Annotated in this window: 15 protein-coding genes and 1 pseudogene; 8 read left to right on the forward strand and 8 right to left on the reverse strand. The window is 52.1% G+C overall.

The features are described from left to right. Positions 1-46 precede the first annotated feature (46 nt). Positions 47-1,723 carry a putative bifunctional diguanylate cyclase/phosphodiesterase gene (locus AC3IYG_RS01085; protein ID WP_489311881.1) on the forward strand — a complete coding sequence of 559 codons (1,677 nt, stop codon included), beginning with the start codon at positions 47-49 and terminating at the stop codon, positions 1,721-1,723. A gap of 7 nt (positions 1,724-1,730) precedes the next feature. Here AC3IYG_RS01085 and AC3IYG_RS01090 read toward each other — a convergent pair whose 3' ends face one another. Further along, positions 1,731-3,131: a NorM family multidrug efflux MATE transporter gene (locus tag AC3IYG_RS01090; RefSeq protein ID WP_489311882.1), complete on the reverse strand. Its 1,401-nt coding sequence runs from the start codon at positions 3,129-3,131 to the stop codon at positions 1,731-1,733. Positions 3,132-3,273: 142 nt separating this feature from the next. Here AC3IYG_RS01090 and AC3IYG_RS01095 point away from each other — a divergent pair, with 142 nt between their 5' ends. Beyond that, positions 3,274-4,194 carry a LysR substrate-binding domain-containing protein gene (locus AC3IYG_RS01095; RefSeq protein ID WP_489311883.1) on the forward strand — a complete coding sequence of 307 codons (921 nt, stop codon included), beginning with the start codon at positions 3,274-3,276 and terminating at the stop codon, positions 4,192-4,194. 25 nt (positions 4,195-4,219) lie between these two features. Here the strand turns inward: AC3IYG_RS01095 and AC3IYG_RS01100 are convergent. Then, positions 4,220-4,768, reverse strand: a pseudogene (locus tag AC3IYG_RS01100) (ATP-binding protein); the annotation flags it as partial. Positions 4,769-4,811: 43 nt separating this feature from the next. On the opposite strand from AC3IYG_RS01100, the gene AC3IYG_RS01105 reads away from it, so the two are divergent. Beyond that, positions 4,812-6,557 carry a recombinase family protein gene (locus AC3IYG_RS01105; protein WP_489332149.1) on the forward strand — a complete coding sequence of 582 codons (1,746 nt, stop codon included), beginning with the start codon at positions 4,812-4,814 and terminating at the stop codon, positions 6,555-6,557. 267 nt (positions 6,558-6,824) lie between these two features. On the opposite strand, the gene AC3IYG_RS01110 is transcribed toward AC3IYG_RS01105, so the two are convergent. Further along, the gene (locus AC3IYG_RS01110) at positions 6,825-7,388 is read right to left on the reverse strand and encodes a recombinase family protein (RefSeq protein ID WP_489311885.1); all 564 of its coding nucleotides are present in this window, start codon (positions 7,386-7,388) and stop codon (positions 6,825-6,827) included. 475 nt (positions 7,389-7,863) lie between these two features. Here AC3IYG_RS01110 and AC3IYG_RS01115 point away from each other — a divergent pair, with 475 nt between their 5' ends. From AC3IYG_RS01115 to AC3IYG_RS01125, 3 genes are read left to right on the forward strand one after another with little or no spacing between them, the layout of a single operon-like run. Continuing rightward, positions 7,864-8,556, forward strand: coding sequence for a DUF2971 domain-containing protein (locus AC3IYG_RS01115; RefSeq protein ID WP_489311886.1), 693 nt, complete (start codon positions 7,864-7,866; stop codon positions 8,554-8,556). Positions 8,557-8,564: 8 nt separating this feature from the next. Beyond that, a complete protein-coding gene (locus AC3IYG_RS01120; RefSeq protein WP_489311887.1) occupies positions 8,565-9,170 on the forward strand; it encodes a hypothetical protein in 606 nt (201 codons plus the stop codon). A gap of 59 nt (positions 9,171-9,229) precedes the next feature. After that, positions 9,230-9,718 (forward strand): hypothetical protein, encoded by a 489-nt coding sequence (locus AC3IYG_RS01125; RefSeq protein WP_489311888.1) that lies wholly within the window; start codon positions 9,230-9,232, stop codon positions 9,716-9,718. Positions 9,719-9,728: 10 nt separating this feature from the next. Here AC3IYG_RS01125 and AC3IYG_RS01130 read toward each other — a convergent pair whose 3' ends face one another. Then, positions 9,729-10,058, reverse strand: coding sequence for a helix-turn-helix transcriptional regulator (locus AC3IYG_RS01130; RefSeq protein ID WP_489311889.1), 330 nt, complete (start codon positions 10,056-10,058; stop codon positions 9,729-9,731). Between the two features lie 133 nt (positions 10,059-10,191). On the opposite strand from AC3IYG_RS01130, the gene AC3IYG_RS01135 reads away from it, so the two are divergent. Beyond that, the gene (locus tag AC3IYG_RS01135; protein WP_489311890.1) at positions 10,192-10,434 is read left to right on the forward strand and encodes a hypothetical protein; all 243 of its coding nucleotides are present in this window, start codon (positions 10,192-10,194) and stop codon (positions 10,432-10,434) included. Further along, positions 10,431-10,904: a hypothetical protein gene (locus AC3IYG_RS01140; protein WP_489311891.1), complete on the forward strand. Its 474-nt coding sequence runs from the start codon at positions 10,431-10,433 to the stop codon at positions 10,902-10,904. Before AC3IYG_RS01135 ends, AC3IYG_RS01140 begins: the two co-directional genes overlap by 4 nt. 32 nt (positions 10,905-10,936) lie before the next feature. Here the strand turns inward: AC3IYG_RS01140 and AC3IYG_RS01145 are convergent, their stop codons facing one another. From AC3IYG_RS01145 to AC3IYG_RS01160, 4 genes are all read right to left on the reverse strand, one after another. After that, positions 10,937-11,560, reverse strand: coding sequence for a YagK/YfjJ domain-containing protein (locus AC3IYG_RS01145; RefSeq protein ID WP_489311892.1), 624 nt, complete (start codon positions 11,558-11,560; stop codon positions 10,937-10,939). A gap of 90 nt (positions 11,561-11,650) precedes the next feature. Then, a complete protein-coding gene (locus tag AC3IYG_RS01150; RefSeq protein ID WP_017846754.1) occupies positions 11,651-12,613 on the reverse strand; it encodes an IS30-like element ISPsme1 family transposase in 963 nt (320 codons plus the stop codon). 417 nt (positions 12,614-13,030) lie between these two features. Continuing rightward, positions 13,031-14,560: a hypothetical protein gene (locus AC3IYG_RS01155; protein ID WP_489311893.1), complete on the reverse strand. Its 1,530-nt coding sequence runs from the start codon at positions 14,558-14,560 to the stop codon at positions 13,031-13,033. Beyond that, positions 14,538-15,662, reverse strand: coding sequence for a nucleoid-associated protein (locus AC3IYG_RS01160; protein ID WP_489311894.1), 1,125 nt, complete (start codon positions 15,660-15,662; stop codon positions 14,538-14,540). The genes AC3IYG_RS01155 and AC3IYG_RS01160 overlap by 23 nt, the downstream gene beginning before the upstream one ends. Positions 15,663-15,688 lie beyond the last annotated feature (26 nt).

Raw genomic sequence — 15,688 nt, forward strand, 5'->3', positions numbered from 1 at the left:
GCAGTGGTGGAGAACCACCAACGTTCTTTTGACCTGGGGAGGTCGCTTGTCCGCGTTTGTCGAACCCTTACGTATAGTCCTGCTGGCCGAGGCGCCGGAATGGGCAGTGTTACTGCGTGAGCATCTGGCTGCGTTGGGCAACATGTCGGCGTTGATTACCGCGCCGTCCTGGGCGGCCGCCAGCGGCCTGTTCGATGAGAGCGGCAATGGTCTGCTGCTGACCACCCCGGGCTTGCAGCCCGTCACTGGCCATTGTTCGCTGCCGACTGTGCTGCTGCTGGAGCGGGAGCCGGACGAGCCGCCGCTCGGGGTCAGTGATTGGCTGGTGCGCGACGGCCTCAGCGCCGATGTACTGCGCCGCTGCCTGCGCTATGTGCGCGAGCAGGGCCACCTGAAAGAAACCCTGCTCCGCCTGGCCGAACAGGACCCGCTGACCGGCATCGCCAACCGCCAGGGTTTCCAGACCCTGCTCGCCGCGCGCCTGGCCGAGTTCCAGGGCCGTGGCCTGGCCCTCGGCCATCTCGATCTGGACAACTTTCGCCACGCCAACGATGCCCTCGGCCACCAGGCCGGTGACCGCCTGATTCTGCAGGTGGTCGCGCGCTTGAAGGCGCAACTGGCGGCCGGCGACCAGCTGGCGCGCCTGGGTAGCGACGAATTCGCCCTGCTGCTGGATATTCGCCGCGACCCGGCGCGGGGCGAGCGGATTGCCGAGCGGATCGTCGAGGCGCTCTCCGAGCCTTACCGGGTGGACGGCGAGAGCCTGCTGATCGGCTGCAGCCTGGGGCTGGTTCATGCTCGCGCCGGTTCAGGCGCCGACCCGTTGATGTGGCATGCGCACATCGCCATGCAGCAGGCCAAGAACGTCCAGGGCTGTACGTTTCATGTCTATGACGAGCGGCTCAACCGCAATGCGCGCAGCCTCGCCGACCTTGAGGCTGAGCTGCGGCGTGCCCTGCGCCGCGACGAACTGGAGCTGCATTACCAGCCGCGATTGTGCCTGCAGAGCGGGCGGATTCTCGGCCTGGAAGCACTGGTGCGCTGGCGACACCGCGAGCGTGGCCTACTGGGGCCGGATGAGTTCGTGCCGCTGGCCGAGGAAAGCGGGCTGATCGTGCCGCTCGGCTATTGGGTGATATCCCGAGCCCTGCGCGACATGCAGTGGTTGCGCGGGCGTGGCCTGCCGGCGTTGCATATGGCGGTCAATCTATCCTTCCGCCAGTTCCAGGACAGCCAGTTGTTGTCGACCCTGAGCCGCCTGATCAGCGAGCGCGGAGTGGACGCGCAGTGGCTCGAATTCGAGCTGACCGAAACCGCCGTGATGCGCCGCAGCGATCAGGTGCAGCTGACCATGCAAGCGCTCGGACGACTCGGCGTGCGCTTCTCGCTGGACGATTTCGGCACCGGGTTTTCCTCTTTCGTGCACCTCAACAGCTTGCCGATCACCCTGCTGAAGATCGACAAGAGCTTCGTCGGCGGCATGGATATGCGCCCGGAGAATCGTCAATTGGTGCGGGCGATGATCAACCTGGCGCACAACCTCGACCTGGAAGTGGTGGCCGAAGGCGTGGAAACCGCCGAGCAACTGGCCCTGCTGCGCCAGTTCGGCTGCGATCAGGTGCAGGGCTATCTGATCAGCAAGCCCTTGCCGCTGGCCGAGTTGGCGCGCTTCCTGGTGTTCGGCAGCCGCCAGGCGCTGCTGGCGGGGCAACCTGAATCTTAACGTGCTTCTACGGGTTTACCCGTGCACCCGGTAACCCCGGCGCGTTGCAATCCTCTGCCCGTAGCAGCCGGGCGGTCTTCCATTCGAAACCCAGGGTCAACCCGAGCGCCGCACAGGCCAGCCCGAGCGCCAACCCCCACCAGACACCCGCGGCGCCCCAGCCGAGCTGGAAGGTCAGCCACCAGGCCGCCGGCGCGCCTACCAGCCAGTAGCAGGCCAGGCCCACCAGAAAGGTGGTCTTGGCATCTTTCAAGCCGCGGATCGCGCCCATGGCGATGGTCTGGATGCCGTCGAACAACTCGAACCAGGCGGCAATGGCCAGCAGGCTGACAGCCAGCGCGATCACCTCGGCATAGGCCGGGTCATCGTGCTCGAGGAACAAGCCAACCACCCAGCCGGGTGCCAGCCAGAACAGCAGGGCGAAGCCGAGCATGCAGCCGGCACCTACGGCGATCCCGAGGCGCCCGGCGCGGCGCGCATCGGCCAGGCGGCCGGCGCCGAAATGCTGGCCGATGCGGAAGGTCACGGCATAGGAAATGCCCACCGGCACCATAAACGCCACGTACACCGACTGCAGGGCGATCTGGTGCGCCGCCAGCTGCGTGCTGCCCAGTGCGCCCATGCACAGCGCGGCGAAGGCGAACAGGCCGGACTCCACCGCGTAGGTTCCGCCAATCGGCAGGCCCAGGCGCAGCAGCTCGCCCAGCGCCACCCGCGAAGGGCGCAGCAGGCCCGGCAGCAATGGGTAGGCGGCATAGGCCGGGTGACGGATCACATGCAGCGCGAGAATCAGCGCCATGAGGTTCATCACCACTGCGGTGACCAGGCCGATCCCGGCCAGGCCCATGCGTGGCAGGCCGAACAGGCCGTGAATCAGCACATAGTTGAGGACGAAGTTGGCCAGTGCCCCGCCGATGCTGATCGCCATCACCGGGCCGGCGCGGCCGATGGCGCTGGTGAAGCCGCGCAGCGCCATGAAACTCATGTAGCCGGGCAGGGCGAACACCAGGGTGGAGAGGAAGGTGCTGGCCGCGACCACGCTGTCCGGGGCCTGGTTGAAGCGCAACAGCAGCGGGCCGAGGTTCCACAGCAACAGCCCGGCGCCCAGTGCCAACCCCCAGCCGAGCCAGAGGCCGCTCTGGGTCAGGCGCGCGGCACCGAGGTTATCGCCGGCGCCATGGCGAATGGCGACCAGGTTGCCGACGGCGGCGATCACCCCGACGCAGAAGATCGAGACAAAGGAATAGCTGGCCGCCCCCAGGCCGCCACCGGCCAGGGCGTCGGGGCCGATCATCCCCATCATCACGGTGTCGGTGAAGACCATCAGGACATGCGCCAACTGCGCGGCAATCAGCGGTCCGGCGAGGCGCAAGATGGCCCATAGTTCGTTGCGAGTGGTGCGTGGCATGATGAGTCAGGCTCAATAAAGTGGCTGCCCGGGCTTTCCTGCACCGGTGAAGAACATGGCTATTCTCGGGAGTTGCACGGCTTGGCACAAAAGGATAAAAACGATGCTGTGCATGATTAAAACTCATAGTAGGTAGGTCGCTGTGTCGCAACGTCTTCCCGGGCTCTATGCCCTGCGCGCCTTCGAGGCCGCCGCCCGGCACGCTTCCTTCACCCGGGCGGCGGAGGAGCTGACCATCACCCAGAGTGCCGTGAGCCGGCATATCCGTACTCTTGAGGAACACTTCGCCTGTCGGCTGTTCCAGCGCCAGGGTCGCACCCTGCAATTGACCGAGGCGGCGCGGTTGCTGCTGCCGGGCGTGCGTGAGGGTTTTGCGGCATTGGAGCGGGCCTGCAATACCTTGCGTGCGGAAGACGATACGCTGCGGCTGAAGGCGCCCTCGACCCTGACCATGCGTTGGTTGCTGGCACGGCTGAGCCGTTTCCGGCATTTGCAGGCGGACAATGAAGTGCAGCTGACCAGCGCCTGGATGGACGTGGACAAGGTGGATTTTCTCAATGAGCCATTCGACTGCGCCGTGCTGCTCGGCGACGGGCACTTCCCGGGGGAATGGGAAAGCACCCTGTTGTTTCGCGAGTGGTTGATTCCGGTGGGGCCGCCGACGCTGGTCCAGGAGGGGCCGTGGGATGCCGCGCGCCTGGCCAGCGCCGAGCTGCTGCACCCGACCCCGGACCGCCGCGATTGGCGGCAATGGCTTGAGCGCATGGGCTTGAGCGCACAGGTGTCGCTCAAGGGCGGACAGGCATTCGATACCCTGGAGCTGGGTATGGTCGCCGCCGCCCGCGGTTACGGGGTGTCCATCGGCGACCTGGTGATGGTCGCCGAGGATGTCGAGCAGGGACGGCTGGCCCTGCCCTGGCCGAGCGCGGTGGCCAGCGGTTGCAGCTATTACCTGGTCTGGCCCAGGGCCCGCGCCGGCGGCGAACGCTTGCGGCGCTTGAGCGACTTTCTGCTGGCCGAGGTGCAGGCCATGCAACTGCCGCCGGTCGAGTTGCTGGAGTAAAGGCGGGGCGCTGCAATCGCCGGCTTCAGCCTTGCGCCGCCGGCCGATATTGCAGGGCTTCGGCCACATGTCCGCGCTGAATGCTCGGTGCCTGTTCCATATCGGCCAGGGTTCTGGCCACTTTCAGCACGCGGTGGGCGGCCCGTAGCGACAGGCCCAGGCGTTCGCAGGCGGTCTCCAGCCAGTCCTGGTCGGTCGTGGACAGGCGACAATTCTGCTGCAGGCCGGCCAGGTCCAGAAAGGCATTGGCGCAGCCCTGTCGGTGCTCCTGGCAGGCGCGGGCGGCGGCAACTATGGCGGCGCCGCTGGCCGTGTCATCCCCGGTTTGCCGCGGCGGGTTGAGCGAAGTGCTTTCGCGGGCGACGGTCAGGTGCAGGTCGATCCGGTCGAGCAGAGGCCCGGAGAGTTTGCCGCGGTAGCGCTGGATCTGCTCGGTGCTGCAACGGCAGCGGCCACTCGGGTCACCCAGGTAGCCGCACGGGCAGGGGTTCATCGCCGCTACCAACTGGAAGCGGGCGGGAAAGCGCACCTTATCCCGCGCCCGGGCAATCACGATCTGCCCGCTTTCAAAGGGTGTAGTGTATTCTCACACATAATAATTTGAGGATCACACACAAATGTTACCTGTCGGCTACGCCTACATACGATATTCCACGATGGCTCAAGCTGTGGGTGAGTCTGTCGAGCGTCAAGCTAATCCCCTGAATGCTTTTACAAAAACGACAGGTGTCGAAGTAAAGGAAACAATTATTGACGAGGGTGTTTCTTCTTATAGGGGAAATAACGTCAACAAGGGAAAGTTCAAGGAAATACTAGATAGAATTGATAAGAAAATTATAAGAGCTGGGGATTACATTGTTGTTGAGTCGATTGATCGCATAACGCGGCAGCGGGTTCTGGATGGTGTGGAGTTGCTTCAAGGCATACTCAAGAAAGGAATTAAGATTTACACAACATCGGACTCAAAATGTTATTCATATGATGATCCGTCAGAAGATTTTAATACATTGATGATGATCTCTTTGATAGCAAAGCGGGCCAATGAAGAGTCTGAGACAAAATCATTTCGCCGGAAATCTGCATGGACGAAGGCGAAGTCGCTTGCAATGACTGGTGTTGCAAAAATCAATAAATCCAATGCCCCATATGGGTTGGTCTATGATCATGCTGAAGCAAAATTTGTAATAAATGAAGTTGAAGCTGATGAGATACGGAAGATATTTGAGCTTCTGAAGTATATGGGTGTTTCAAATGCCATAAGGGAAGTTAATTTAAATTCGAAGCGAAAATGGGCAAATCGTCATGTTGCGCACATGATAAAAAGCCAATACCCACTAGGTGTACTGAGGTCGCAGAAAAGAACTGATAAAGGCAAAAAAGAATTTTTGGAATATATAGAAGGGTATTATCCTGGGATTGTTAATCAGGATGTATTCAATGATGCTGTCGCGGCAATGCAAAGTCGTCGAGATAGAAAAGATTATGGGAATACATCAACTGATGAGATAAACATATTCCGTAATGTTGTTAAGTGTGGAAAGTGTGGCGCTAGTCTGGTGTTTGAAAAGCAGAAAAACCCAAAAGGTGTAATGTACTTCTATTTTAATTGTTATACCCGGAAAGAATTAAAGGGTGTTTGCGATCAGCGGTTCAGGTTTGATCTTGCATTCGGGATGGCACTGTTATTCATAAAGTTTACAATTAAAAGCGATCAGCCTGTTGGTTTCGGGTATTTGAAGCTTGACAAGCCTCTCGATATTTCGAGAGAAGCTGGGGGGCGTCAGTACAATCAAGGTCATATTAAGATTGATCGTGAATACAAAGAAAGTTATTTGGAGGCTGTTGCCGGAACCAAAAACGATTTAGCATTGTTGTTCACTGATCTAACGCCGGGCGATGAGAAAGTTCGTGAAGACTTGGTGAAGGCGCAAGGTGATCTGCTGGCGGCCCAAGGAGAGTATGAAAGATTCGGATTATCCATAGATCAATATGGAGGTGAAATACCTGATTTGATCATGAAGAAAATCGCTAATCTTGAAAGGTATATTTACGAAAAAGGGGCGGAAGTTGATAGGCTCAATAAGCAGGTCAGCGCCAGCAAGGTGACTCTTCCGTTGCATAGCGTTAACGATGTAGTTGAAAAGTTTAAAACTAAATTCGGACGTTTGGAACTTAATAGATTCTTTACTGCGAAGAAAATCAAATTTGAATTTCAATTTGACTCTGCAAGTCGTTCCTTGAAAATGGTTGTGTCAAGAGATGGGCTTGAACTGTTAACTCAAGTGCAAAAATTCTCACTACACAGTCCACTTGAAATGTATGGGCTTCCAAATTTGGCGAAATTTTGTTTGAACACTGATTAGTTTGTAAATTTGGTGCGTGAAGGCATAATATTAAAGTCTAGCCTGCTGGATTCGTTTGCAACTAGTTGGGTGTAAGGTTCCATACTGGTTCACCTCCCCCCCGTATGGGGCACACATGACTTCAAGCTATGTTTTTTGATTGCCCGCACTCAAGTGTCCCGTGCGCCGTCTGTAGTGCATTGCATCAAATTATTCATGTGGTGGCTGGTGCATACCTTCAGAAACACAAAAAGCCCCATCAGGGGCCTTGTAGAAGGTTACAGCGGGTTATTTCGTCCAAAGCCGTTTCACCGTCGACAGACTCACATTGAGCCGTGCTGCTACGGCAGATTGCGACAACCCCTCCGTTTTCAGATTTCGTACATCTTCAACAGATGCAGCCATTGGACGGCCTAGTTTCGTCCCTGCTGCTTTTGTCCGTTGTAACCCTGCTTGCGTACGTTCGATCAACAGATCTCGCTCAAATTGTGCAACAGCGGCCAGAACACCCATGGTCATCTTGCCGGCTGCGCTGGTCAGATCGACACCACCCAAAGCCAAGCAATGAACCCTGATCCCTTTGCCTTCCAGCAGCTCAACCGTGGATTGAACATCAATGGCGTTTCGTCCAAGTCTATCTAGCTTGGTTACAACCAATACGTCACCGGATTCCATACGTTCTAGCAACTTGTTAAAACCTGTGCGTTGGCTGGTGCTGATACTGCCGCTGATCGTTTCCTCGATTGCCCGTTGTGGTTGCAGATCGAACCCAGCTGCTTTGATTTCCTGAATTTGGTTTTCAGTGGTTTGGCCAGCGGTACTAACACGACAGTAGGCAAAGGTGCGGGACATGGCGACACTCTCGTAAGGCTCTTTAACGTGGTGTCATTATGATTGGTGGTGCCAAAACTGCAACCCCTAATTTAAGGGCTGCGGTTTGGCATTGCCGGGGCTGGTGTCATTAACGGACGTTTTTGGTCGCCGCCAATTCCATGCTTGTTTGCATTTGGTTTCAGGTTTTCGTTCGCGCCTGTGTTCAGTGTCGGGAGCTAGTCCGAATTGATACGGGGCCGAGGTGTGGCTGTGATCAGGTTGCTGCGTTCTTTGGGGTGTACCCAAGAGAAGACTGTCGTAGCTATGCGTAGCTGCCTATCAGGGCGATACGATTAGCGAGCTATGCTGCATTACTGGATATGCTGAGCTTTAATGGACACGAACTGGGGTGGAAGTGATTTTGAAGAATGACTCGCTGTTTCATTACACAGACCTTGCTGCTGTGTGTTCCATTGTGTCTAGGGGGGAGCTTTGGCTATCACATTTGGAATTCATGAATGACAAGATGGAGTTGGTTGCAGGAATAAATGAAATTCGTTATCACTTAGAGTTGATGGACCTAGTGGGATATAAAGAGAAGGCTAAAAATAGAGCCTTGGAGTTTGTAGATGCAAGCTTCAAGAACCATGCTCAATTTGGATATCAGCGAAGACCACTTTTCAGTTGTTCATTTAGTCGCAAGGAAAACCTACTTAGTCAATGGCGTGCCTACGGTTATTTTGCTATCGAATTTTCCAGAGAAATTTTGGAGCAGGATTTTGATTTGCTGGACTGTGTTTACAAAAAAAGTGAGAAAGACAGGCTGGTGAAGCAAACGGTTGAAGAAGTGGTTTCAAGGTTGGCTGATGAAATCAGCGATGAAGGAATAGGGCCAGACGGCCTGGGGGAGTTCACAAGATTGGTTTCGACAGCAGCCTGTTTTAAGAATGAACACTTCTCTGAGGAGTCTGAGGTCAGAATTGTTCAGGCGGAAGCGTTGACATCTGGCTCTGTTGAATTTCGATCCAAGGGGGCGTATTTGGTTCCATACCTCCGAAAATTGGTTGATCGGCGTGCGATAACCGCAATTCACATAGGGCCAGTGGCGGATCAGGATATTGCGGAAAGATCGTTGCAGGCATTGATTATTTCGAACAACTTAGAGCCTTTGCCTGTTATCAAATCCGATATTCCTTATCGTGCGTAGGATTCATAATGGCCAAATTTAATGCTGGTGATGACACGGACAAACGACTTGTAGGCACTATGGTTCACGAGTTCTATTTGTGCCAACAGAGCTTTTTGCTTTTTGGTGATCTGGCTGCAAAAGAAATCTTGGATGGTCTTTCGAGGGCTGAAAAAGTTAGGCTGTATAGTTCTTATTCTGCGTTCATTCATCATTTGTATGAGTTCTTCATATCTGCCATGCAGCGTGACCGAAAGAATACATCGAAGATAGACTGGAAGGATGCGGATGCACTATTAAACCTGGAAGCACAAAAATATTTAGATAATACCGTGCGTCGAATCGAAGGGGGTGTTCGACGGTCAAGCGATAATGATATTTCTTATTATAAGGTAAAGGTTCCTGCTAATTTTGGTCAGGATTTTAGGTTGGTAAGGAATCGGACGGCGCATGCTTTGGACAAAAGACTTAGTCCACATAGTACCTTGACGGATTTTTATAGAAAGTATCACAAGTTCATTATGATGCTTTTCTATTTTGGTGGGGCGTTCTGGGTTGTAGATGAGGCCGCATATGATTGGGGGGAGTTGGAAAAGTTTAGTGTGGCAATACACCCTTCTGGCTTGCCTTCTTAGAAGCTTGCTCTACCGTTCCATAGCCCGGCCAGGATGGCCATTTCAGAAAGGACTCTGGTATGCGTTACATCAATTATCTGTTGATCGCTTTGGCATCAGCTTTGGTTGCTACGCATTTCGTTCTATGGCTAACCAAGCCATCACCCCTCGAAAGCACGACCATTCCACCGCTGATCTTCAAGCAAGATCAAGGCGAACTGACCATATGGGGCGGGTGGAAGACAGTTGAGGGTTACCAAACGCCAGGATTCAATGCCGTCGAAATTCGTTGCAGTCGTGACCGTAATTTCTGCATCGAGGCAGTCGCGACGATCTTCCACCATACAACCGGTGAAGACCTAGAATCGCAAGTATTTAGCTATCGGGTTGTGCGTTGGGATAACGACAGTCTGGAAGCCGTTGCGAAAAAGGCGATGGCGGAATGCTTGGATCGGCGTTTGGTGGTTTCGCTGAAAGAACAAACGGCAGCCCTGAACTGGGCACCTTCGACCGGCTGCGAAGCAGACGCTGACAAGGGCCGGGCTGTTTTGGTCGGTGATCAGCTGTAGTCCGCATCGATCAGGATTTCAGTTTTCGGATAGCCTTCAACATTGCGGCTAGCGCTGATGTGTCATCGGTGCTGTACACCTCATCACAGATGCGATGCCGCAGTTCAGCAGCGGAAATTGGCGGTGCGTCGAACTGGAAAAATGCACTTAGCTCGACATTTAGTGCGCGGGCCAACACTTCTAGGGCGTCAAGCCCTGGGGCGTAATTGGCCGTTTCGAATCGACTGATCGTCATTGGCTCGTATCCCGCCAACTCGCCCAGCTGTTCTTGGGTCAAGCCTCGGGCAACTCGCATTGCTTTGATTCGCTTCCCAAGGGCGCTTGCGGCTGACTCTTCCATGCGGACTCCAAGCAAAATCAAATACTTGCATTGGGTCTGCGCGCGAAGAAGATCGGTTGCCGTATAGAAAAATGGCTAAAACATATACTCAGACGGTATAGTCATTTTTCCGAATAAGAGATGGACCACACCTATGAAACTGATGTTCACCGGGATTTTCATCGCTGCATCAGCCGCACCAGCATCACTGGCAGCTGCTTTTTATGCTTTCAGAAATCTGCGTAGTGGCATTCCTGGGGCTATGGATATGTTCACATTCGTTGCCGTTGTGCTGCTTGGCCTAGCGTTCTTCGTATTTATGAGTGGTCTGGCTGCGAAGGGCGAAACACGTGCGAAGCCGGTTTCGAATGGCGAAGGCTGGGTGGGCAAAGAATGATTGGATATGCACGGGGTTTACTGACGGCAGGGCTCTTTCTAACCCTGGCAGCCGGCCATGCGCAGGCCGAGATTTATGGCAAAACAGGTGACCTTGATGTCGGGCCTGCTGCTGACATTACGGGCGAAAACGTGATGTGCTCAGATGCTGATGTCTTCTTTCGGATGTTTGAGCAGCGACCAGCTCTCGACACGGATGTGACAAAGTTCTTCCATGAATTCTTCAACCCCTACAAGAAGACCGGGGAATGCTGGGTTGTGCCGACATCCAGTGCCTACCTGATTGGTGTCAGGACGGCGATGGTGAAACGTGCGGATGGCACACCTCCATCGAAATATGTTGTGGCCAGAGTCGTTGTTGCGGGACGTGGTGGATACATCACCCCAGTGACCCTTCAGCAGACTGGATTCGACATCATCAAGGCGGTGTCATTGGAAAACCAAAGAAATAATGCCCCGCTAATGCAGTAAACAAAAACCCCGCGAAATGTGCGGGGTTTTTATTAGATAAGAGTTTTTGGACTTGATTTGTGTTGAATTCGAGAAAAATCAAAGCCTTTTTGTCCACTACCTGTTTTAAACTTTTTATCTTTCAGCTTCGCAAGGTAGCTCAGATGATAAAAACAATTGTCAAAAGCTGTTGTATCATCACGTTCCAAAATATGAACGACAGGGCAGAATCTCAAACTTGCTCCTATAATGCTTTTAGAGCAGCGCTGAAGCATTTCCCATAGTCCGGTATATCTTTCGCGAGAAAATGTGCCAAAACGCACTGTAAGCCGTTTAAAGGCCATAAAAACATGGTAGTGCCCATGTTTCGTCTTTCCAACTTCACGTACCCAGCCATGAACTACACGTTTACGTATACCCCAGCGTTTGAGTGCCAGATTTGCCTTGACGTTTTTGAAGAATACGCGAAGTTGTCGGTTCTCTTCTTTGGGGTCGTAGTTTGTCTTTGATGGTAGGCGGATTTCAAATCGGATAACTTGAATCCGACTGTCGTGCGATTGAAGATTCACTAACTGACGGTGGATTCCATCGAGGATTCCGACATAGCATCCCCAGCCATTCAGCTGGTTGGTGTTAATCGGGTGACCTTTGAAGGTCGGGCTGTATGTTGCTTCCAAAAAATATCCTTTCGGTACTATCTCCTTCTGGTTCAACTTGGATCGACGATAAGCTGGACGTAAGATTCCAATCTTTAATTAGACCTGAATTCAACACATAAGTGCAACGCTCACCCCTGCATAAACTTCGTACGGCGTCTTCCAGCCCAGGCGTTTTCGCGGGCGTAAATTGATCTTCGTTACCACGCGACTGACCGCCTCGACGGTCAGCTTGCTGAAGTCGCCGCCCTTGGGAAAATACTGCCGGAGCAGGCCGTTGGTATTTTCATTAGTGCCTCGCTGCCAGGATGAATAGGGTTCTGCAAAAAAGACTTGGCACTGGCTCCGATGCGCAATGCGTTCATGCCCGGCAAACTCCTTCCCGTTATCCAGCGTCAGCGTGTGAACAGCATGCCCCTTGAGCAACAGATTGATCGCCCGCGTTACCTGCCGGCGCGTCCTGCGCTTGACCGGATAGGCGCTCAGGTAGCCGCTTTTACGATCAACCAGCGTGACCAGATTGCCGCCTACGCCATGCACCGTGTCACCCTCCCAATCACCTAGACGCTCGCGGGCTTCGACCTCAGCAGGGCGCTCGGTTATCGATACGCGATTACGCAACTGTCCGCGCCGGTCGTGGCTTCCGTAGCGTTTTCGGTACAGCTTCCTGCGGTGCCGCAAATACTTGTATAACTCGCCACCTGCGTGTTTGTCGGTGGCGATAAACCGATAAATCCACTCGTGACTGACCGCGCGCTCCGGCTGCTCTTGCTTCAGGCGCTGAGCAATCTGCTCCGGGCTCATACCGTGTTTTAGCCAGAGCGGCAGATAATGGCTGAACCACGTTAATGGCTTGCAGTGCTTGCGCGCCTGCGCTCGACGGGCATCACTTTCATGGGTCGCAGCAACCGCTTTGTAGGTCTTCTGGGAGCTGTTGCGGCGAACCTCACGACTTATCGTCGAGGGATGTACGCCAACCTGTTTCGCGATGCTTGCCTGGCTTTTTCCGGCGCTCAGACCGGCCTCAATCTGGTAACGTTGGCCCTGAGTTAGCTGCCGGTAATGCGTAGTCATCTGCGCTTGAATCCTTCGGTGTGAGAGCCTGGATTCTACCGGTGGCTGACTCTCTGCCTATCGTTTCAAACGTTGCACTTATTCTATGAATTCAGGAGATATTACCACATGCATGTAATAGCCACCCTTGTGGGCTACGGAAGGCGAGGGTTGCAGGTCATTTTGGGTGTCGAACAATTATTGAGGCCAGATGGCAGCGGGTTTGTATGTGTATCCACGTTATCAGGGCAGGTGAAGAGATTAAACAAAATCGCATAAAAAAACTTCGGATAATTCAGGATTTGATTTTTTAAATAATCAAATTAGAAATGTGTATCTGTACTAGGATTGGGGCACTAGTTAGAGTTTGATTAAATGCGTGCAGGGAAGGTTGGAGCGTGCAACTGGTAAAGTGGCTGTAACAAACGTAGCCCAAATTTACCCACTGTGTTGATAAGCAGAAACTTCTGTACTGCCTGCCTGTTCCGATGGGGTGGCAGTATTGTTTAGGAATTTGACTCCTGAGACAAAAACAAACAGAACCACCAGGCATGCGATCCAAAGCAGAACGGCTCTTTTACGTGATTCTTTTACATATCTTACATCGCGATTATATTCCTTATCATTTTGCAGAATTCTTTCCTTGTCGCTTTTCGAAATCAAATCATCGAATCGGGACTTGAATGAATCGTAAATTGCCTCAAATCTTTTTAGCTCTGCTTCTGCTTCTTTGTACGCGTAAATTAATGTGCCGATTGAAAGTAAGATGAACATTAAAAAGATGGCATACAGTTCGTTGCTGAACATTCCTTCTGTTGATGTTTTTGACATTGATCGGATAATAAACGCCGTAATCACAAAAGAGTATACTGAGAAAATTGATGTTCTAAGGTAAGTGCCAATTGATTTGACCATGTCGGCAGCTTTTTCAGATTGTTTCTGTATTTGATCTGAGAGTTTGTTCTTGATGTCGATATACTGTTTTACATTCTCTTTGAGGTATATGCTGTAGTTTGAGATTATTGCGGGCATAACGCCGTCGCTCAATGTTCTAAATGAACTGTTTTCGATATGTATCGATAATAAGTTCTTTGCTATTCCGAGCTTGTCTGTAACGCTGCCGTCAGTATATGCCCATTGATATATTTCATAGTACGAGTTGGCTGTCTCGCCGTCTTTTGATCCATCAAATTGGATTGTAGATGTTATATGCTTGTAGCCCTTTACGGTTGCTGTGAAATTATTTCCATCTAAGGAGCTGATGTCGGCTAGAAATATGATGGAAAATACAAGTTTTAGCGTGTTGAACAGATCGAGAATTCCTGGGTGGCTAAATCCTGGACTTAGATCAAAGTCTTGCGGTATTGCAGGGTAACTCTTGCTTTCATAGAACAAGCAACATTTGTCGCGGGCGGCCAGCAGTTTTTGTTTGTTTGGTATCTCTGGGTTGGTGATGTTGGTGATGTTCTGTCCTGAAGGGCGAAAAACAAACAGGCCTGATCGAAACTCACACAAAACCTCAGATGACTCAATAATGTAAGCCCGCCCGGCTAAAGCACATAGTTTCGTGGCGGCCTGTGCAATGCCACCTAATCTCCAGTATTTCTCAATTAAATTTAGCGAGTAGATTGAGAATGTTCGTCCTGAAAATCCCTTTGTTATCGTTATGGTTATTAAGCCAGTAATAGCTTCATCTTCTTCGGCTTGAAGTTTTAGACGCTCGCAAAAAACCCGGATATCTGTGTCGTTATTGGTGGACAAACTGTCAATTACGTCGCTGTCAGCATATGCGAAAGAAATTGAAAAGCTGTCTCGCTGATATATTTGTGTTAGAGCATTTGATAAAGCGCTTTGGTCAACCTGTAACTCGCCGACGCGAAATTTTTCCACAACGGTGGTATTGGTTTCTTCTGAGCTAATATGTATTCTGGAACATGCCAGTGATTCAGCTATCTTTATGAATATCATCTTTGCTGTCACCTTTATTGAATGCGGCATATCCTTCATTTGAGTAAATTTTCAGATATTTGCGTCCGTCATCATCGCCGGTGGCAAAAGTCGTATCGAAGTCTGAAATTTCGCCGGTAATTCTGAGGTCTAGGTTTGGGCCGAGTGGGATCTGTCGTTTAATTTTGTTGCTGATTACATCCGGGGCAATAGAAAAGTGCGAGTCGAAGTCTTTCTTTTTTGGTAACTCTTTAGCTTCAGCAACAAGTTTTGACATATCTAAATCTGGATCATGGGCAGGATAGCTTCCCATGATGTCATCAATCATTTGGTCAAAAACGCAGTCCGGTCGAGTTGTGAAATAACTTACAAACGCATTACGTAATGTCCAATAATCGCTTGGTGACTTTTTCTCAACCTTTGTTTTAAGTAGGCCTTCAATGGCTTTGAAAGCCCTTAATGTGTTTTGCTGTGGGTTGGAAAGCGATGCGAGGTTGAGAAATCCACCCCACCAGTATTCCGTAAGTGAGTTGTTGCTGTCGCTGATAACAATCGTTGGGTCAACTATGCCAGCAGATATTGCAAAAGTTGCGCATTTTTGTGCTCTTTGTTTCTCGGGCAAACCAGAAGTTCGTTGAAGTGTTACTTCGTCCAAATATCCTGCATGGTCAATTTTGACCAAGATTACATGTTCTTCCTCGCCAAGTTGGAAGTGTGCGCAAAGAAGGCTGCCTTCTCGAAGTTCATTTAAACCTGAAATTTTCTTTTGGGTTGCAATTTCGCATTGCAGCAATCGTTGTGTCAGGGCGAGTGCTTCTGTTTTGAAAGCCGTAGTCGCTAATGCTTCTATCGCCGTCTTTGAATCATAACCATCCGCGCAGAACTGAAACCGTTGGCTGCGAGGTATGTTCACCACACTTCTGATTACACCAGTTAAATAAGTTTTAATGTCTTTTTCATTTGTGCGGTAGAAGGGTGACCCTAATACTTGACCCTTGCAGTCAACTTTTTGTACCACTGCATTGAAAATCGTCAAGGGCTCTGATGTAGCTCCGTCCGTACCGACCCCTTCGATTCCATCGATAAGTTCTGTGGTATCTGGTGTTGTACTTTGATCATTCATTCGACTGCACTCCCTGCGATGATGGC

The sequence above is a fragment of the Pseudomonas sp. KH_027 genome, assembly GCF_057838565.1.